The organism is Sinisalibacter lacisalsi, assembly GCF_014640115.1.
Classification (GTDB): domain Bacteria; phylum Pseudomonadota; class Alphaproteobacteria; order Rhodobacterales; family Rhodobacteraceae; genus Sinisalibacter; species Sinisalibacter lacisalsi.
Genome location: NZ_BMGI01000001.1, coordinates 225,999 through 244,920, shown reverse-complemented (window position 1 = coordinate 244,920; position 18,922 = coordinate 225,999). Strand labels below are relative to the sequence as shown.

At 63.8% G+C, this 18,922-nt stretch carries 19 protein-coding genes and 1 tRNA gene; 12 read left to right on the top strand and 8 right to left on the bottom strand.

Annotated features, from left to right (window positions below; translation table 11 throughout):
- Positions 1 to 19: 19 nt before the first annotated feature.
- Together IEW01_RS01105 and regB are read right to left on the bottom strand one after the other, a co-directional pair.
- Positions 20 to 1,627 carry a PAS-domain containing protein gene (locus IEW01_RS01105; RefSeq protein WP_188525759.1) on the bottom strand — a complete coding sequence of 536 codons (1,608 nt, stop codon included), beginning with the start codon at positions 1,625 to 1,627 and terminating at the stop codon, positions 20 to 22.
- Between the two features lie 87 nt (positions 1,628 to 1,714).
- Positions 1,715 to 3,112: a sensor histidine kinase RegB gene (regB, locus tag IEW01_RS01100; RefSeq protein ID WP_188525758.1), complete on the bottom strand. Its 1,398-nt coding sequence runs from the start codon at positions 3,110 to 3,112 to the stop codon at positions 1,715 to 1,717.
- Positions 3,113 to 3,213: 101 nt separating this feature from the next.
- Here regB and IEW01_RS01095 point away from each other — a divergent pair, with 101 nt between their 5' ends.
- From IEW01_RS01095 to IEW01_RS01085, 3 genes are all read left to right on the top strand, one after another.
- Positions 3,214 to 3,837 (top strand): SCO family protein, encoded by a 624-nt coding sequence (locus IEW01_RS01095; RefSeq protein WP_188525757.1) that lies wholly within the window; start codon positions 3,214 to 3,216, stop codon positions 3,835 to 3,837.
- An 87-nt stretch (positions 3,838 to 3,924) separates the two neighbouring features.
- Positions 3,925 to 4,479, top strand: a complete 555-nt coding sequence (locus IEW01_RS01090; protein WP_188525756.1) for an ActR/PrrA/RegA family redox response regulator transcription factor — start codon at positions 3,925 to 3,927, stop codon at positions 4,477 to 4,479.
- Positions 4,480 to 4,568: 89 nt separating this feature from the next.
- A complete protein-coding gene (locus tag IEW01_RS01085; protein WP_188525755.1) occupies positions 4,569 to 4,859 on the top strand; it encodes a hypothetical protein in 291 nt (96 codons plus the stop codon).
- Here the strand turns inward: IEW01_RS01085 and IEW01_RS01080 are convergent.
- Positions 4,856 to 5,446, bottom strand: coding sequence for an HD domain-containing protein (locus IEW01_RS01080; protein WP_188525754.1), 591 nt, complete (start codon positions 5,444 to 5,446; stop codon positions 4,856 to 4,858). The two genes, IEW01_RS01085 and IEW01_RS01080, sit on opposite strands and share 4 nt — an antisense overlap.
- 235 nt (positions 5,447 to 5,681) lie before the next feature.
- Here IEW01_RS01080 and ahcY point away from each other — a divergent pair, with 235 nt between their 5' ends.
- Positions 5,682 to 7,070 carry an adenosylhomocysteinase gene (ahcY, locus tag IEW01_RS01075; RefSeq protein WP_188525753.1) on the top strand — a complete coding sequence of 463 codons (1,389 nt, stop codon included), beginning with the start codon at positions 5,682 to 5,684 and terminating at the stop codon, positions 7,068 to 7,070.
- A gap of 108 nt (positions 7,071 to 7,178) precedes the next feature.
- Positions 7,179 to 7,520 (top strand): DUF2853 family protein, encoded by a 342-nt coding sequence (locus IEW01_RS01070; protein WP_188525752.1) that lies wholly within the window; start codon positions 7,179 to 7,181, stop codon positions 7,518 to 7,520.
- A 242-nt stretch (positions 7,521 to 7,762) separates the two neighbouring features.
- Here the strand turns inward: IEW01_RS01070 and IEW01_RS01065 are convergent, their stop codons facing one another.
- From IEW01_RS01065 to tsaD, 5 genes are read right to left on the bottom strand one after another with little or no spacing between them, the layout of a single operon-like run.
- Positions 7,763 to 8,158 carry a DUF1761 domain-containing protein gene (locus tag IEW01_RS01065; RefSeq protein WP_188525751.1) on the bottom strand — a complete coding sequence of 132 codons (396 nt, stop codon included), beginning with the start codon at positions 8,156 to 8,158 and terminating at the stop codon, positions 7,763 to 7,765.
- Positions 8,159 to 8,215: 57 nt separating this feature from the next.
- Positions 8,216 to 8,635 (bottom strand): EVE domain-containing protein, encoded by a 420-nt coding sequence (locus IEW01_RS01060; protein WP_188526636.1) that lies wholly within the window; start codon positions 8,633 to 8,635, stop codon positions 8,216 to 8,218.
- A complete protein-coding gene (locus IEW01_RS01055) occupies positions 8,635 to 8,904 on the bottom strand; it encodes a YciI family protein (RefSeq protein WP_188525750.1) in 270 nt (89 codons plus the stop codon). Before IEW01_RS01055 ends, IEW01_RS01060 begins: the two co-directional genes overlap by 1 nt.
- A gap of 1 nt (position 8,905) precedes the next feature.
- A complete protein-coding gene (locus IEW01_RS01050) occupies positions 8,906 to 9,856 on the bottom strand; it encodes an NAD(P)H-dependent glycerol-3-phosphate dehydrogenase (protein WP_188525749.1) in 951 nt (316 codons plus the stop codon).
- Complete coding sequence (tsaD, locus tag IEW01_RS01045; protein WP_188525748.1) at positions 9,853 to 10,950, bottom strand: tRNA (adenosine(37)-N6)-threonylcarbamoyltransferase complex transferase subunit TsaD; 1,098 nt, start codon at positions 10,948 to 10,950, stop codon at positions 9,853 to 9,855. The genes IEW01_RS01050 and tsaD overlap by 4 nt, the downstream gene beginning before the upstream one ends.
- 73 nt (positions 10,951 to 11,023) lie before the next feature.
- Here tsaD and IEW01_RS01040 point away from each other — a divergent pair, with 73 nt between their 5' ends.
- The 7 genes from IEW01_RS01040 to IEW01_RS01010 all read left to right on the top strand — a co-directional run bounded on the left by IEW01_RS01040 (position 11,024) and on the right by IEW01_RS01010 (position 18,922).
- Positions 11,024 to 11,698, top strand: a complete 675-nt coding sequence (locus tag IEW01_RS01040; RefSeq protein WP_188525747.1) for a uroporphyrinogen-III synthase — start codon at positions 11,024 to 11,026, stop codon at positions 11,696 to 11,698.
- Positions 11,699 to 11,787: 89 nt separating this feature from the next.
- Entirely contained in the window at positions 11,788 to 13,044 is a 1,257-nt protein-coding gene (locus IEW01_RS01035; protein ID WP_188525746.1) for a COG4223 family protein, read from the top strand.
- Between the two features lie 10 nt (positions 13,045 to 13,054).
- Complete coding sequence (locus tag IEW01_RS01030; protein WP_188526635.1) at positions 13,055 to 14,563, top strand: heme biosynthesis protein HemY; 1,509 nt, start codon at positions 13,055 to 13,057, stop codon at positions 14,561 to 14,563.
- A 52-nt stretch (positions 14,564 to 14,615) separates the two neighbouring features.
- Positions 14,616 to 14,691: transfer RNA gene (locus IEW01_RS01025), tRNA-Thr, on the top strand.
- 447 nt (positions 14,692 to 15,138) lie between these two features.
- The gene (locus IEW01_RS01020) at positions 15,139 to 16,746 is read left to right on the top strand and encodes an ABC transporter substrate-binding protein (protein WP_188525745.1); all 1,608 of its coding nucleotides are present in this window, start codon (positions 15,139 to 15,141) and stop codon (positions 16,744 to 16,746) included.
- A 144-nt stretch (positions 16,747 to 16,890) separates the two neighbouring features.
- A complete protein-coding gene (locus tag IEW01_RS01015; protein WP_188525744.1) occupies positions 16,891 to 17,847 on the top strand; it encodes an ABC transporter permease in 957 nt (318 codons plus the stop codon).
- A 10-nt stretch (positions 17,848 to 17,857) separates the two neighbouring features.
- On the top strand, positions 17,858 to 18,922 hold the full coding sequence (locus IEW01_RS01010) for an ABC transporter permease (RefSeq protein ID WP_188525743.1): 1,065 nt from the start codon (positions 17,858 to 17,860) through the stop codon (positions 18,920 to 18,922).

Genomic DNA, 18,922 nt, shown 5'->3' with positions numbered 1-18,922 from the left:
TGCCTCGCAAGCGGGTAGTTCAGGCTTCGATGGTGGTCGGCTCGGTCCACCGATCGGGAACTTCGCCGGCGTCTTGGCGAGGTGTTAACTGCGTTTGCGGCAGGACAAAGCTGATCATCGTCGCCCCCCGCGCCAAAGGCTGCACCCGGCATTCGAGCATCTGGCCGTTTGTCATCGGAACATGGGCGTGCCATCTCTCCCGTGGTCCGGACTGCGAGACGAAACGCCGCACCTGGTCCCAGATGGCGTTCGGGGCGGTTTTCATCTGCCAGCGTTTGACGGTGTCGAGAATGGTGATGTCATCGAGGCTGGTGGAAGGATCATTGCCCCACAGATCTGCGTAGGCTGCGTTCGAGATCGCAAGCACGCCGCCCGCCGAGAACACAGCCACCGCCTGTGGCAGCGCGTCGAGCGCGGCCTGCCCGGTTTCGAGTTCCGCCCGGAAACGGCGGGTCACCGAGATCTCGGCCGAGATATCTTCAAACAGGAGCGCCACGGCGCCGTCGGGATGTGGCCGCCCGGTGACGCGGTAGGTCTGCCCGGTCGGGAGCGCCCAGGTTTCCTCGTAGGTGCCGTTCTGTGCCGCCGCCACGAGATCCGACATCTGGTGCCGCCATGAGCGGTAATCCTTCGGTTCCGGCATGATCCGGGCTTCGCGCAGCTTGTCGAGAAACGCCGAGAGCGAGGGTTTCGAGATCAGGAACTCGGCCGGCAGAACGGTCAGGTCCATCAGCGCCGGGTTGAACAGGGCCAATTCACGGGAGCGATCGAATATGGCCAACCCGATGGGTAGGGAGGCGAATGTCTTTGTCAGGGTCGTGACGAACTCATCCAACGCGGTTTCGGCGCGCACCAGGCGATCCACCGGGACGGCGGCGTGGAAGCGATCGCCGTTTTCGAGTTCCGCAGTCGTAACCTCGAACCAGTGCCGCGTGTTCTGTCCAGGCGGGCAAATGGCCACGCGCTGGGGACTAGGTGTTTGCCCGCCTTGGTCATGCGCGTCATCGGATAGCTCGAATACGGTCGCGGGAGGCCAGGAAGGCAGGTCGTCCGACCCCCGCAAACTGTCTGCAAGATCGAGATAGGCCGCGTTGCACCATGTAATCACGCCGCCATGCGCCATGCGCCAAAGGGGATAGGGGGTGTGATCGGCATTCGTGCGCAGAGACTCGAGTTCCTGGGTCATCGCCGCAAGGCTCTGGCTGTCGAGCTCTCTGCCGTGGTCGCCCGGCTCGGTGTTCTCGATCGTAATCCGCGCAACGCCGTCATGCCATTCCGCCTTGATCCGGGCGGTGGCGTCGGTCGAGGTCAGAACCAGTTCGCCGAATTCGGCAAGGTCGTGCATGCGTTCGTTGAACTTCGGGAACCGGGGGCTGACCAGGGCCGCAAGATGGGTCCAACTGGTGCCACGGTGCGTCGACGATTCCAAAAACCGCCGTGCCGCCGGCGTGGCGTCGAGCAAGGTTTCGTCCTCGAATATGAACACCACCGCGTCGCGCTCGGATTCGGAGAACTGGCGCAACCGGCTTGAGCGCCGCTTGTCGACAAGCCCGAAGGCGATGAGCGCGGCGAGTGCGACAAGAAAGGCGGTGACGATCAGAAGGAGGGCGACAAGCGTATTGAGCATTCCGATACACCGGGCGTTAATCTTGGTCACCCGAAGCGTAATCCGCGCATGGTTAACGAAGCCTTAAGCGCGCCCGGAACGCGGGCCTCACGCCTCGAACTGGATATTCTCACCCAGTATCGGGGTGCGGTCCGTCGCTTCGATGCCGGTGCGCTTTCTTGACCATGTCACCTCCACGATAGCGCCCGATTGTTGCCCGGGGCGGGCAACCCCGGTGTAGGGATCGGTGCCGTTTGCGAAGTTGAGTTCTGCGCCGGTGCGTTCAAGCAAGGTCTTGGCGATGAACAACCCCAGCCCCATTCCCTCGTATTCCGGGCGCCGGGCATCGCGTTGGCGTTTTCGGGTTTGCCGAATGAACGGGTCGCCGATGCGACCGAGCAGGTAGGGCGGGTAGCCGACGCCATCGTCGATGACACGGATGCTGAAAACGGTATCGCTCCAGCAGGCTTCGACCCAAACGGTCGAGCTCGCGAAATCGACAGCGTTCTGCACCAGGTTGCGCAGCCCGTGAATCAACTCCGGGCGCCGCAGGATCATCGGCTGTTCCTCGGTCATGGTCGTGCCGTCGCCGGTCTGAACGATGATCTCCTTGCCGCGCCCCCGATGCGGTTCGGCGGCCTCTTCGATCACCGCCGAAACCGGGGCCTGGCGCAGCTGAAGATCATCCTTGCCGGCGCGCCCCATCGACCGGAGGATATCGCGGCAGCGGTCGGCCTGGTCGCGGATCAGCGTGGCGTCGTCGTGCAGGTCGGACCCCTCGGGCAACTCGGAAACCATCTCGGAACTCACCAGTTTGATCGTGGCGAGCGGTGTGCCCAACTCATGCGCCGCGGCCGCCACCACGCCGCCGAGATCGGTCAGTTTCTGCTCCCGAGCCAGCGCCATCTGGGTGGCGAGAAGCCCCTTGCTCATGGATTGGATCTCGGTGCTGACCCGACGCGTGTAGACCCCGATAAACACGATGGAAACGACGATGGCGAACCAGTAACCCAGCGCGAAAAGTTCCGGCATGGCGAGGGTTTCGCCTTCCAGCGTGCGCAGGGGCAGGTGGAGCCACGCAATCACCGAAACGAGCACCACCGCGGCTTGCCCGATGGCCAGCGTGGCGCGCAGCGAAAGCGCCGTGGCGGCGACGGTGACGGGCGCCATGATGAGAAGTGCAAAGGGGTTGTTGATGCCTCCGGTCACGCCGAGCAGGAAACCGAGCTGCACCGTGTCGAAGGCGAGCATCATGGTGGCTTCGCGCTCGCTCAACCGTTTGTTTTCCGGGTAGACGAACAAAGAGATCAGATTGAGGATGATCGACATGCCAACCGCGATGGCGCAGAGGCCCAGCTCGATGTCGAGGTTGAACAGCCTCTGGCTGATCCCGATGGCCGCAATCTGGCCGGCGATGGCGACCCAGCGCAGCACGATCAGCGTGCGCAGGCGAACCCAGCCGCCAGCCTGGTGGGACTCGAACAGGTCGGGAGAAGTGTCGGTCATGTGAGCCGGTGCGCCTTCGCATCTGGTTGCGTCATCGTGATCCCTTGTATGTCGCGGCCATATCGGGGATCAATGCCGGCGCGCCAAGCAGGAGACGACCCATGAGAAAGATCATTGCCCTCGCGGCCACCGTTGCCGTTGCCGCGCTGGTGGGGGTGAGCTGGTGGATGAGCCGCCCGGCGGATGACGATCGCTTCGCGGACTGCCGCGAAACGTCGATCGGAACCGGGATCGCCTCCATCGGCGGCCCGCTGTCTCTGATCGATGAGAACGGTGATCCGGTGACCGATGCCGAGATGTTCACCAAGCCGACGCTGGTCTATTTCGGCTATTCGTTCTGTCCCGATGTCTGCCCGCTGGACAACGCCCGCAATGCCGAGGCGCTCGATATTCTCATCGAGCGCGGCTACGATGCCCAGATGGCATTCATCTCGGTCGACCCGGAGCGCGACGATCCGGAACGCCTGCGCGATTTCACCGATTATCTACACCCGGAGGCCTATGGCTACACCGGCACGATGGAACAGGTTCGCGCGGCCAGCCAGGCTTACAAGACCTATTTCAAGAAGGAGGAAGACCCCGATCCGGAGTTCTACCTGATCGACCATTCCACCTTCACCTACCTGGTCTTGCCCGAGGCCGGTTTCGTCGAGTTCTTCAAGCGCGACGAGGGTCACGAGGAAATGGCCGACCGGGTCGGCTGCTTCATCGACGCGGCGCGGTAGACCGACGCTCTTTCCTGCGTTAAATTGACCTGCGGCGACCTTGCGCATAGTGTTCGCCCATCGGGCGAACTTCGGTAAGGAATTTCCATGTCTGACACCCACTTGCAGGATATCGGCGAAGACCGGTCTCTCCTCCTCGTCGATGATGACGAGCCGTTTCTGCGGCGTCTTGCACGTGCCATGGAAAAGCGCGGCTTCGAGCCGGAGATGGCCGATTCCGTTGCGGCCGGCAAGGCAAGCGCCAACGCGCATCCGCCGGCATATGCCGTTGTCGATCTTCGGCTGGAAGATGGCAGCGGGCTCGACGTGGTGGAAACCATCCGCGAAAAGCGGCCCGAGGCCCGGATTGTGGTGCTGACCGGCTATGGAGCCATCGCTACGGCGGTTGCCGCCGTGAAGGTCGGCGCAACCGATTATCTCTCCAAGCCCGCCGATGCCGATGACGTGGTCAACGCATTGTTGGCGCGTGGCGATGACCTGCCCGCGCCGCCCGACAACCCGATGAGCGCCGATCGCGTGCGCTGGGAGCACATCCAGCGCGTCTACGAGTTGTGCGACCGGAACGTGAGCGAAACTGCCCGCCGGCTCAACATGCACCGGCGGACGCTGCAGCGCATCTTGGCCAAGCGCAGCCCGAAATGAGGCTGCCACCGCGGGTGCGCTGCCTCTGCACCCGGTCTGTCTGCATTCTGGCTCTCGGCCTTGCCGGGTGCACGGGGGGTGAGGCCGTATTGGCTGACAAACCGCCGCGCACGGGCGTGACATTTTCGCCGGATCAAGGGGGCCTAGCGGTCGACGACAGCCCGCTCAGGGTTGATTTCGGCCGCGCACCGGAGGGCGTGATCGCGGCGCTCGACCGTGAGCTTGGTCCGGGCCGGGCGCTCACGCTCGACGGCTGCGGCGCAGGGATCAGCCGGCAGGTTGCCTGGGGTGATCTCGTTCTGACCTTCAGCGAAAATCGCTTCGTCGGCTGGCGGCAAGCCGCAAGAAGCGCGGGACAGATCTGCGGCGCGTTGGTCTAGAGCGCCTTCATCAACTCTTCATGCCGGGCGACGAAAGCCTCGCGCACGTCGCGCGGCGGGCGCAGGTGCAGCGTCATCCCTTCGATAATCGCGGGATTCGGCTTTCCGAAGAACTTGTCGGCCTCGGCAATGGAGAATCCGGCGATCTGTGTCGCCTCCAGCCAGGCCGAAACGCGGTCGGCCTTCTTGATCGCCTTCTTGACCCTGCCCGGCACTTCGGCGGGCAGGCCGAACCGGATGTTGATCGCCGCCTGAAGCCGTGCATCAAGCTCGCCATAGCTCGGGCCGACGGCGGATTTTACCGGCGAGATCATGTCGCCGATCACGTATTCCGGTGCGTCGTGCAGAAGGGCGGCGAGCCGCCATTTCGGCGGGGAATCAGGCTCTATTCCCGCGTAAATCACCTCTACGAGCAGGGAGTGCTCGGCCACGGAATAGGGCCAGTCGCCAAAGGTCTGCCCGTTCCAGCGCGCCACGAAGGCGAGGCCATGCGCGATATCCTCGATCTCGATGTCCATCGGCGTGGGATCGAGCAGGTCGAGCCTGCGGCCCGAAAGCATTCTTTGCCAAGCGCGTTGTGCCGCCATGCGAGCCTCCTAAAGCGTTCCGCGAAAAACCTGACTTACAGCTTTTCGCGGGACGCGCACATCGCTCATGTGTTGCGCTGCGCTTCGGCTTGTCCCTGTTTCAGGACTAAGCCCAAGCGCTTTGATTTGCGCGCACAATGCCGCGATGACCGCCCAAGTCAATCGCGCGTCATTGTCTGTTCACCGCTCGAGTGGTAACTCCGCGCCAAACAGCATTTGTACGGAGGCACCCGAGGTGACCCAGGACTACATCGTGAAGGATATCGCGCTCGCCGATTACGGCCGCAAGGAGCTTGATATCGCCGAGACGGAAATGCCCGGCCTGATGGCGCTGCGCGAGGAATTCGGGGCGGCCAAGCCGCTCAAGGGGGCCCGCATCGTCGGCTCGCTGCACATGACGATCCAGACCGCGGTTCTGATCGAAACGCTGGTGGCGCTTGGTGCGGATGTGCGCTGGGCGAGCTGCAATATCTTCTCGACGCAGGATCATGCCGCCGCCGCGATCGCCCAGTCGGGCGTGCCGGTGTTTGCGATCAAGGGCCAGTCGCTGGAAGAACATTGGGATTACCTCGACAGATCCTTCCTGTTCGGAGACGGGCCCAACATGATCCTCGATGATGGCGGTGATGCCACGCTCTACGTTCTGCTGGGCGCGCGCGCCGAGGCGGGTGAAGATATCATCCCGGTGCCCACCTCGGAGGAGGAAGAGGCGATCAAGGCCCAGATCAAGAAGCGGATGGCGCAAAGTCCCGGCTGGTTCACCCGGGTCCGCGACCAGATCAAGGGCGTTTCGGAAGAAACCACGACCGGCGTCAACCGTCTCTACCAACTGGTGCGCGATGGCCAGCTTCCTTTCCCGGCGATCAACGTGAACGATTCCGTCACCAAGTCGAAGTTCGACAACAAGTATGGCTGCAAGGAATCGCTGGTGGATGGCATCCGCCGCGCGACCGATACGATGATGGCCGGCAAGGTGGCTGTGGTCTGCGGCTACGGCGACGTGGGCAAGGGCTCGGCGGCAAGCCTGCGCGGCGCCGGCGCGCGCGTGAAGGTGACCGAGATCGACCCGATCTGCGCGCTCCAGGCCGCGATGGACGGGTTCGAGGTGGTGACGCTGGAAGACGTGGTGAGCAGCGCAGATATCTTCGTCACCACCACCGGCAACAAGGACGTGATCCGCATCGAGCACATGCGCGAGATGAAGGACATGGCGATCGTCGGCAACATCGGCCACTTCGACAACGAGATCCAGGTCGCCGCGCTGAAAAACCACAAGTGGACCAACATCAAGGACCAGGTGGACATGATCGAGATGCCGTCGGGCGCGCGGATCATCCTGCTGAGCGAGGGGCGGCTTCTGAACCTCGGCAATGCCACCGGCCACCCCAGCTTCGTGATGAGCGCGAGCTTCACCAACCAGGTTCTGGCCCAGATCGAGCTCTGGACGCGGGGCGACCAGTACAAGAACGAGGTCTACATCCTGCCCAAGCACCTCGACGAGAAGGTGGCGCGGCTGCACCTCGACCGGATCGGCGTGAAGCTCACCGAGCTGAAGCCCGAACAGGCGGAGTATATCGGCGTCACGGTCGATGGTCCTTACAAGCCCGAACACTACCGGTACTGACAGCCCGCAGGGGAATTGCCGGGAAATTTCCCCTTTGGATGCGCCAACTTTGACCTTACGCTCGGTCGCGGGGGGCTGTGTGCCCGTGTTTGAACTGGGAGTGAACCAATGGGAAAACGTGACGACCTCATCGCGAGATATGCCGATGATCTGCGCAACAAGTGCGGCATGGAGCCGGATATGGGCCTGCTGACCAAGGTGACCATCGGGTGCGGCCCGTCGATCTACGACCCCGATGCCGCAACCGTGGCGGCGGGGCAAGATCACGAACTGGAGACAGTGAAGAACAACTTCCTCGTCAAGAAGCTCGGGCTTGCGGATGGACCCGAACTGATGGACGCGATCAATTCCGTGATCGAGACCTATGGCCGCTCGGAGCGCAACAAGTATCGCGCCGTGGTCTACTACATGCTGACAAAGCATTTCGGGAAGGAAAGCGTCTACGGCTGATCCTGCCGGGCAGGGCAACACGGGGCGGCTCATCGGGCCGCCCTTTTTCGTTAACGAAACCTTGCGCGCAACATACTGTAATTGAAAGAAATTCCAGGTAATCGCCGGTTGCGGTGCGGCGCGGGTTTTTCTAAGGTCGCTGAGAAGGCCAGGATGGTCGGACCCTTATTCAGAGACACGTGTGGTGCTGAGGGAGCACGTGGGGTGGAAGGAGGGTCCGAGGGGTCGGACCCTCCTTTTTCTTACAGAAGCACCAGGATCGAGCCGATGATGGCGCTGCCGAAGACGGCATATCCGCCGTCGATCAGCGTGAGCCTGAAGGGCCGCCCGACATAGGCATTGTTGATCATGATCCAGGGCGAGATCATGAAAAGCCCGATGCCGCCGCCCACCATGATGCCTTTCAGAACCGTGTCGATCTGAGCCTGTTCGATGATATGGCGCATCATCCCGGCCACCAGAACCATGGCGATCGCCGAGAGGATGTAGGGCAAGGGGCCGGCATTGTCTTTCGGTCGCCCGTGCTCGTCGCGCTCGAGACCGGCCGCGTCAAGCCATGGTCGGGAGAGCGCCATGTACCAAGCCGCACCGAAAAGCCAGGCAGCGAGGGCTGCGGCGAGAACGCTGAGAATTTCCATGTTTGCCCCTCCAATCGCGACATTCTGCCGCAGTATGGGGCTGGATCGGGGCGCCGCCTAGTGTTTTTCGCCTGCGAGCTCGAGCACGATGGCCCATTCCTCGGCACTGACCGGCTGCACCGAGAGGCGCGAATTGTTGACCAGCACCATGTCCTTGAGGCGCGGATCGTCCTTGCACATGTCGAGCGTCACCGGGCTGGCCAGGGGGCGCACCGCCTTCACGTCGACGCAATCCCAGCGATCGTCATCGGTGGTGCTGTCCGGATGCGCCTCGGCGCAGACCTCGACGATGCCGACAATGCGCTTCTCGTTCACCGAATGGTAGAAAAACCCCAGGTCGCCCAGTTTCATCGCCCGCATGTTGTTGCGGGCCTGGTAGTTGCGCACCCCGTCCCATTCCTCGCCGGTTTCTCCCTTGGCCACCTGATCTTCCCAGCCCCAGGTGCCCGGTTCGGTCTTGAACAGCCAGTAATTCATCAGCCCACCACCTTTTTCCATTCCTCGATCCGAACCTCGGCAAACAGCCCGGCGACGGCGTATGGATCGCCCTTGGCCCAGGCCTCGGCTTCGTGGCGATCGTCGAGATCGAGGATCACCAGGGAGCCCGACATCTGGCCCGCTTCGTCAAGAAAGGGCCCGGCCTGCATTACCACCCCGGTTTCGGCGATATAGTCGAGGTGCTTGGCGCGGTTGGCTTTGCGGATGTCGAGGCCGCCGGGCTTGTCGGTGCAGATCAGGGCAAACATGCTATTCCTCCTTCAGGGGCCGCGAGAGCAGGATCTCGACGGCTTGCGTAATGGTAACCTTGCCTTCCGCGATGGCCACGACAATCTCGGCCACGGGCATATCGATTCCGGCGGTTTTCGCCGCCTTGGAGACGGCTTTCGCCGTTTCCCTGCCCTCGATTGTCACGTCGTCGTTGATCCGGTCTCCCCGGCCCAGCGCGAGCCCGAAAGCATAGTTGCGGGATTTCTCCGAGGTGCAGGTGAGTGCGAGATCGCCGAACCCCGAGAGCCCCGCCAGCGTTTCCGGATCGGCCCCACGGGCGCGGGCAAAACGGTTCATCTCGGCATAGCCGCGCGTCATCAGCGCCGCGCGCGCGCTTTCGCCAAGCCCCGCACCCATGGCGATGCCGCAGGCGATGGCGACGATGTTCTTGAGCGCCCCGCCAAGTTCGACGCCGGTCATGTCGGTTGACCGATAGAGCCTAATATTGGCGCTGGTGAGCGCGCGCTGAAGCGGTTCGGGGTTTCGCGCGGCGATGGTGAGAGCCGTTGGCAGCCCGGCGGCGATATCGACGGCGAAGCTCGGCCCGGAGAGAACAGCGGGCGTGGCGTCGGGGCAGATTTCCGCGATGATCTCCGCCGGCCCCCGGCCCGAGCTGATCTCGACCCCTTTCGAACAGGCTACCAGAGTCTGGTTGGTGAAATGCGCCCGGTTTTCCTCGAGGAACGGGGCCATCTTCTGCAGCGGCAGGGCGAGAAGAATGATCGGAGCTTTCACCGCCTCGGAAAGATCCCCGGTGACGGCAAGGCTTTCGGGAAAGCGGAAGCCGGGCAAGCGGCGCGCGTTCTGTCGCGTTAAGGCCATGTCGGCGGGATCACGCGCCCAGAGTGTCACCGCGCGTCCGTCGCGCGCCAAGGATATGGCGAGTGCCGTGCCGAACGCCCCCGCGCCCAGAACCGAGATTGCGCTCATGCCTTGGCCCCTTTCTTGCCCGATCCAAGCATGGGTTGCGCGCTTTGGTCCAGTGGCCATCGCGGCCGGGCCTGAAGCGTCATGTCGTCGCGTCTCCCGGCACGGAAGGCCTCTATGCCGCCCCAGGCGATCATCGCCGCATTGTCGGTGCAAAGCTTGAGTGGAGGGGCAAGAAAGGTGGCACCGAATTCGGCAGAAACAGTATCTAATGCTGACCGAATCGTCATGTTCGCGGAAACTCCCCCGGCGACGGCGAAGATGGGGCGGACGGGGGAAAGGGTCATGTATTCGGCAAGTGCGCGGCGCGATTTTTCGGCCAGAACATCGCTCACCGCGGCCTGGAACGAAGCGCAAAGGTCGGCGCGGTCCTGCACGTGCAGGCCGCCATCGCGCTCCAGCAGCTTGTCGCGCTCGCGCAGAAGCGCGGTTTTCAGCCCGGAAAAGCTCATGTCGCAGCCCGGCCTGTCGAGCAGAGGGCGCGGCAGGGCGAACCGCCGGGGATCGCCGTTGCGCGCCTCGGCTTCGACGGAGGGGCCGCCGGGTTGCGGCAGCGCGAGGAGCTTGGCGGTCTTGTCGAACGCCTCCCCCGGCGCGTCGTCGATCGTGCCGCCGAGCCGGGTGAAATCGTCGGTGCCCTTGACCAGGAGGAATTGGCAATGCCCGCCGGAAACGAGGAGCATGAGGTAGGGAAAGGTGGCCTCATCCGTGAGGCGGGGCGTCAGGGCATGGCCGGCGAGGTGGTTCACACCGATCAGCGGCAACCCGGCGCCGGCGGCGAGGCCCTTGGCGAGCATCACACCCGCGAGCACACCGCCGATCAGGCCGGGGCCAGCGGTCACGGCGATGGCATCGAGCTCATCGAGCCCAAGGCCGGCCTCGGATAGGGCCTCTTCGACGCAAAGATCGAGTTTCTCGGTGTGGGCGCGGGCCGCGATTTCCGGAACCACACCGCCAAAATCGGCGTGAAGCGCGGTTTGCCCGGCGACGACGGAGGAAAGAATCTCGGGTGCTTCGCCTTCGCGGTGACGCACGACCGCCGCTGCGGTATCGTCGCAGCTCGACTCCAGCCCGAGTACGGTGAGGGTTTTGGTCATGGCGCGCCAGTTGCGATGGGGTTCATGCCGAGGTAACACCGCCGAGGGCCCCAGACAATCCCGCGAGGCGCTTATGACCGCGACGCTCCTGCTCACCCGTCCCGAGGCGCAATCGCGGGCCTTCTCCAAGCCGTTTGAAGATGTGGCCGACTTGGTGATCGCCCCGGTGATGGACATTGTCGGAACCGGCGCATTGCCCGCGTTGACGGAATATCGCGGGGTGATTCTCACATCTGCCAACGCGTTGCGCTTTGTTCCCCGTTTGCAGGGCGTGCCGGCCTGGTGCGTGGGGGCGCGCACCGCGGAGGCGGCGCGGGCGCATGGCGCCGATATCATGCGCGTGGCCGATGACGCGGAGTCGTTGCTGACCGGGTTCGACGGCGCCGGCCCGCTCCTGCACATCCGCGGGGAACATGCGCGTGGGAATGTGGCCGAAAGGCTCACGTCCTCCGGAATAGAGACACATGAAGTGGTGATCTACCGGCAGGAAGAGAGAAAATTGACGGATCGGGCGCGAGCTTTGATCCAGGGGGAAGACGAGGTGATCCTACCCCTGTTCTCGCCGCGTTCGGCGGCTTTGGTTGGAAGCCAAGTCGTCCGGGTGGGTCCGGGTTTGGTTGTCATCGCCATGAGCCCGGCCGTGGCCGAAGCCTGGCACGAGGCGACGGGGGCGGAGGCCGTGGAGGTCTGCGCGCGGCCAACGAGCGAAGAGATGCGCAACCGCGTGGCCCGGAGGCTGCGGGGCTAAGTCACCTTGTAGCCTGTCAGGGCGATGGTTAGGCTTGCAAACATGAAGACAGAGCCTTTGGCGATGCCCAGAGATTCGAAAGGTGCATGATGGCGGAAGACCCGAAATCGTCGACCCGGAAAAGCACGAAGGCGACACCCCCTTCCGACAAGGTGGAAGACGCCGAGGTTATCGAGGAAAAGACCGCCGCTGCCGGGGCTGAGGAAACGACCGGGTCCGAGGCTGGAGCCGCTTCCGATCCCGCCAGCGAGACCGCGGACGGCGAAGGCGCGGACCGGGAAGAACCTCAGGACATCGACGCCAAAACCGAACCCGCGGACGAGGCGGCGGACAAACCGTTACCCGCACCACGGCGGCGCGGCGCGGGGGTGTTTCTGGCGCTGTTGCTCGGGGGCGCCGCGGCGGCGGCGATCGGGTTTGCCGCAGCGCGTTACGTGGTGCCGGAGGGCTGGCCGTTCCCGGGGGTCGCGCCGGAGGAAGATCCGCTTGTGGCGATGGTAGAAAGCCAGAACGACCGGCTTGGCTCGCTGGCCGACCGGGTGGCCGGGCTCGAAGCCGACACCTCGCTTGTCCAGGCCGTGGAGGCGACGCAAACCGAGGTATCGCGGCTCGACGCGGCGGTGACCGAACGGCTCGACGCGCTTTCTGCCCGGCTCGACGGCATCGTGGACCGTCTGGATGCGGTCGAGCGGCTGGCTCCGGAGGGATCGGAAGCCGCACAGGCGGCCGCCGCGGCCTACGAACGCGAACTGGCGGCCCTGCGCGAAATGTTCGAGGCGGAACTGGCCGCGCTCGAAGCGCAGCAGGCCGACGTCGGGCAACTCGAGGAGGCAGCCGCCGAGGCGGCAAGGGCGGCAAAGGCGCGCGCTGCGCTCGCCCGCGTTGTGACGGCGCTGGACACCGGCCAGCCGTTTTCCGATGCGCTCGCCGACTTGCGCGAGACGATGGACATTGCGGCACCGGCGGCGCTCGCCGAGGTGGCGGAGACGGGCCTGCCCACGCTCGCGGCCGTGCAGGAGGCTTTTCCGCCGGCGGCGCGCGAAGCGCTGGACGCGGCGATCCAGGCGGCGGTCGACGATGGAAGCATGAGCCGGATGAGCGCTTTCCTGCGCAGCCAGCTTGGCACCCGGTCGCTGGAGCCGCGCGAGGGCGACGATCCCGATGCGGTTCTGTCGCGCGCCGAGGCGGCGCTGAAGCGGGGCGATATCGCGGGTGCGCTCGTTGAACTCGAAGCGATGCCCGAGGCGAGTGCTCCAGCCTTGGCGGCGTGGAAGGAAATGGCCGCGGCGCGGCAGGCCGCACTCGATGCGGGCAGCGCGCTTGCCCGTGAACTGAATGCGAAATGAGGGTGATATGATGCTCTGGTCCCTGTTCAAGATCATCCTGTTCGTGGCGCTTATCGCGGTGGCCGCCTTGGGCGCGGGCTGGCTCATGGAGACGGGCGGCGGCGTGCGAATCGCCGTCGGGGCGCAGGAGTTCAACCTTGGTGCGCTGCAGGCCGCGATCGTCTTCGTGCTCTTCGTGCTGGCGATCTGGTTGCTGCTCAAGCTCATCAGCCTGCTCACGGCGGTGGTGCATTTCCTCAACGGCGACGAAACCGCGATCTCGCGCTACTTCGACCGTAACCGGGAGCGCAAGGGCTACGAGGCGCTGGCCGATGGGCTGATGGCGCTCGCCTCGGGCGAGGAACGCGCGGCGATGGCCAAGGCGGCGCGGGCAGAGAAATTCCTGCACCGGCCGGAGCTGACCAACCTGATCACCGCGCAAGCCGCCGAGATGGCGGGCGACCGCAAGAAGGCCGAAGATGTCTACAAGCGGTTGCTGCAGGACGAGCGCACACGCTTCGTCGGTATTCGCGGCATCATGAAACAGAAGCTGGAAGCGGGCGATACGGAAACCGCGATGAAGCTTGCCGAGAAGGCCTTTGCGCTGAAGCCGCGCCATGTGGAAACGGGTGATATCCTGCTCGCGCTACAGGCAACGCAGAGCGATTGGTCGGGCGCACGCAAGACGCTGGGCGCCAAGGTGAAAACCGGTGCCTTGCCGAAAGACGTGGGCAAGCGGCGCGATGCGGTTCTGGCGCTGCAGGAGGCCAAGGACATTTTCGACGAGGGCAACTCGATCCGCGCCCGCGAAGCGGCGATCGAGGCCAACAAGCTTTCGCCCGACCTGATCCCCGGGGCGGTGCTGGCGGCGACTAGCTACATGGAACGGGACAATCCGCGATACGCCACCCGCGTTCTGACGAAAGCCTGGCAGGCGCAGCCGCATCCCGATCTGGCGGCCGCATTCGCGGCTATCCGGCCGGACGAGACACCGGAAGAACGGCTGAAGCGGTTCAAGGCGCTGACCAAGCATCAGAAGGACCACCCCGAAACCCGGATGCTGCTGGCCGAGCTGCACATCGCCAACGAGGATTACCCCGCGGCACGCAATGCGCTGGGCGATCTGGCCGAGACGGATCCGACGCAAAGGTCGCTCACGCTCATGGCAGCCATAGAACGTGGCGAGGGAGGGGACGACGATACCGTTCGCGCGTGTTTGACGCGCGCGGTGACTGCTTCGCGCGGGCCGCAATGGGTTTGTGACAAGTGCAACCAGATCCACGCTGACTGGGTGCCCGTGTGCGAAAACTGCGGGGCATTCGATACGTTGAGCTGGAAGGTCCCGCCTGAGGGCGGGGCGCGAATCCACGGTGGCGCCGAGATGCTGCCGCTCCTCGTTTCCAAGCCGGCACCCGAAGCGCCGGATACCCCGCCGACCGAGGCGGAAGCCGAGGTCGAGCCGCCGCACGCGGACTACGCCGATCCGGATGATGCCGGCCCGGCGCAATTTGCGCCCGAAGTTGAGGGCAAACCGAAATAATAGGGCTACACAGCCCCGTTTCGTGGTGCTAAAGCACCCGCACCTGAAGCGGGCCGGTGTAGCTCAGCTGGTAGAGCAACGCATTCGTAATGCGTGGGTCGGGGGTTCGAGTCCCTTCACCGGCACCACTTCGGGAATTCACCTCAACACCCTCCCAGTTTCTCCGCACCGCGTCCGGGGCTTTTCCTTGCGCCGCAGCCGCTCGAGGCCGCCGCGCCTGCATCACAAATTCCGATTGCGGATTCGGGTTTTGTGCTATCATCGAAAAATCAACCTTGGGGCGTAACCGGGTGGGAAATCTTTGGAGAAGACCTGTTTGCGCTATCGGTTTCCGCAACGTAAGGGCTGCCGGTGGCTTGCTGGGCACAGGCTGGAAACTCTGTGATTTGTCAAAAAACGACATCCTTCGTCACCGGCTTATCCAAAAAAACGCGTGTTTTTGGGGTGGATGCAAAGGCGCTTTTCGTGTTTTGATTGCTACATGTCGTTTTTGGCCCTTCCGCACATGCCGTCCGGGAGGGATCATAAAAGGCGCGGACCAACGAGTTTGCACCATAACCAACTAGGGAGATGTCATGTCTAGGAAAGACCAAGACCTCATCAACCGGATCGCCGAAGGAGCCCGCAAGGGCCGTATCTCGCGCCGGGATTTCATGAACTACTCTGCAGCCGCGGGCCTCGCCACGGCTGGCGCCACCAGCCTGTGGACCAAGAGCGCGGCGGCGGCGCCGCAGCGCGGCGGCACGTTCCGTTGGGGTATCCATGACGGCAACACCGGCGACACGCACGATCCCGGCACCTACGTGACCCGGACGATGATCTTCCTTGGCCATACGCACCGGTCATACATGACGATGATCAACGGCGACGGCTCGCTTGGGCCGGACCTGGCCGATGCATGGGAAGCCAACGAAACCGCTTCCGAATGGACCTTCACCCTGAACCCGAACGCCAGCTTCCACAGCGGCCGCCCGGTCACGGCGAATGACGTTGTTGCATCGTTCAACCACCACCGCGGCGACGATACTACCTCGGCCGCCAAGGCGCTGCTTGCGGATGTCGAAGATATCGTGGCGGACGGCGAACACACCGTGACGTTCAAGCTCACCGGCGGCAACGCCGACCTGCCCTGGCTGATGACCGACTATCACTTCGCGATCTGCCCGGCGAACGACGACGGCACGATCGACTGGCGCTCGGGCGACGGCTCGGGGCCCTACAAGATCGACTCGGGCGAATTTGGCGTTCAGTTCTCGCTCACCCGCCACGATGGCTGGCACGGCGAAGGCGCATGGTTCGACAACGTCGACATCATCGTGCTCAACGACCCGAACGCGCGCCAGACCGCGCTCGTCACGGGCGATGTCGATGCGGTTTCGCAGGTTGACGTCAAGACGATGGCGCTCCTCGAGCGTGACCCGAACATCCAGGTGTTCAACGTTCCCTCGGCCGGTGCCATCACCATGCCGATGTTCTGCGACACCGCGCCGTTCGACAACGTCGACGTGCGCAACGCGATGAAGCTGGCGATCAACCGCGACGAGATCATCGAGAAGATCCTGTTCGGCGCCGGCACCAAGGGCAACGACTTCCACCATTCGCCGGCCCAGCCCTACTGGCCCGACGATATCCCGCAGCGCGAATACGATCCCGATCAGGCTCGTGCGCTGATCAAGAAAGCCGGTGCCGAGGGCATCACGGTGAACCTCTCGACGGCCGACAGCGTCAGCGCCGGCGCGGTCGACATGGCGGTTCTCTATTCCGAGCACGCCAAGGCCGCAGGCATCAACGTCAACGTCGTGCGGGAGCCGAACGACGGCTACTATTCCGACGTGTGGCTCAAGAAGCCGTTCACGCTGGTGTCCTGGGGCGCACGCCCGACGCCGGACGTGATGTATACGCTGGCCTACAAGGAAGGCGCAGCCTGGAACGAGAGCCGCTGGGTCAATGACCGGTTCAACGAACTCCTGCTTCAGGCCAAGGCGGAACTCGACGACAGCCTGCGTGCGGAGATGTATCGCGAAATGGCGCTGCTCGCCCGTAACGACGGCGGCACCATCATCCCGTTCTTCAACAACTTCGTCTACGGCGCGCGCGGCAATGTCGGCACGCCCGACGAGTTGGCGGCGAGCTGGGAAAGCGACGGTGGCCGCGCGGCGAGCCGCTGGTGGTTCACCGGCTGATCTGCTGAAGTCCAAAGGCCCGGCGCAGCGATGCGCCGGGCCATTCTCCTTCGCCCCCGAAGACCGGCTCGACATGACTGGCAAAACGGGAGCGATGGCAAAAAACACCGTCCAAAACGGGTGGGCACACAGGGGGAGAGATAAATGGGCGATCTGTTACGGCTCGTTCTTAAGCGGCTTGGTTATGGCCTGCTGACACTGTTGGTGGTGTCGATCCTGATCTTTTTCGCGGTCGAAATGCTGCCCGGCGACGTTGCCGAGCAGATACTTGGCCAAGGGGCTACGCCCGAAACCGTGGCACGGCTGCGCGAACAGCTCGGCCTCAACCAGCCTGCGGTGGTCCGCTATCTCCAGTGGCTCGGCGGTGCGGTGCAGGGTGATTTCGGCATATCGGCCACATCCGGTGATCCGGTGATGGACGTGATCGGAACGCGCTTCGTGAATACGCTGTTCCTCGCTGCCTATGCTGCCGTGATCGCGGTGCCCGTTGCCATCATCCTCGGGATCATCGTGGCGCTGCTGCGCAACACGATCTTCGACCGGGTGGCCAACGTTCTCACGCTGACCTCGATCTCGAGCCCGGAATTCTTCCTCGGCTACATCCTGATCCTCTTCCTGGCGGTTAAGGCCAACATGTTCCCGGCAATCGCGAACCTGTCGAGCGGCATGGATCTGGGCGAACTGCTTTACCGCACATTCCTGCCCGCGCTTACCCTCGTGCTCGTGGTGACCGCACACATGATGCGGATGACACGGGCGGCGATCATCGCCCTGCTTTCCTCTCCCTATATCGAGATGGCCCGGCTCAAGGGTGTTCCACCGTGGAAGGTGATCGTGCGGCACGCGCTCCCCAACGCCTGGGCGCCGATCATCAACGTGGTGGCGCTGAACCTCGCCTACCTGATCACCGGCGTCGTGCTGGTCGAGGTGGTGTTCGTTTATCCCGGGATCGGGCAGGCGCTCGTTGATGCTGTGTCCAAACGCGATTTCCCGGTCGTTCAGGCCTGCAGCCTGATCTTCGCGGCCACTTTCATCCTGCTCAATCTCGCAGCTGATGTGGGGGCCATTCTGACCAACCCGCGTCTGCGGCATCCGAAATAAGGGGGGCGACATGAGTGTTTTCGTCATTGGCTACTACGCGGCCCTGATCTGCGCCTCCTGCCTTGCGGCCTACTTCAATTATCGCAAGGTGTTCATGATGGTCTTCTCGCTGACCCTGATCTCCTTCGTGCTCGGGATCATCGGCGGCGTGCCGGCCCTCAGGAATGTTACGATCGCGGCGGGCATGCTCGCTCTCGCGGCCGGGGTGTCCTACGCGTTCAGGGAATTCCTGATCCAGATTGCGAAGCCCGACCTGGCCAAGGAGTTGCGCACCGCGCCGCTTACGGCTTCGTTCGGGATGTTCGTGGTCTTCACCTACGCGATCGCCGGGATCTTCGCGCCCTGGATCGCGCCCTATGGCGAAGCGGAAGTGATTACTTCAGCCTTCGCTCCGGCGGACAGAGACATGCTGCTCGGTGCCGACCAGTTGGGGCGCGACGTCTTCAGTCGCCTCATCTACGGTGCGCGCAACACCGTTGGCATCGCCCTGGTCGCCACCATTCTGGCTTTCATCATGGGTGCGCTCGCCGGGCTTCTGGCCGCGGTGAAGGGCGGATGGTTCGACCAGGTGATGGGCAGGTTCGCCGATGTCATCATGTCGATTCCGTCGCTGATCTTCGCCCTGCTGATGCTCTCGATCCTCGGGCCGAAAATCTGGGTGATCGTGATCGTCGTGGCCATCATCTATGCGCCCCGGGTCTTCCGCCTGACGCGCGCGGTGGCGGGCAACATCGTGGTGATGGATTACATCGAGGCCGCCAAGCTGCGCGGCGAGGGTGACTGGTACCTGATCCGCCGCGAGATCCTGCCCAACTCGACCGCACCATTGATCGCGGAATTCGGGCTGGAGTTCTGCTTCGTGTTCCTGCTGATCGCCGGTCTCAGCTTCCTCGGCCTTGGCATCCAGCCGCCGACGGCGGATTGGGGTTCCATGGTGCGCGAAAATGCAACGCTGATTTCGTTCGGCGATATCACACCGCTGATCCCGGCCGCCGCGATTGCGCTGCTGACGGTCTCGGTGAACTTCGTGGTCGATTGGATGCTGTTCCGGTCTTCCGGTCTGAAGGAGCAATAA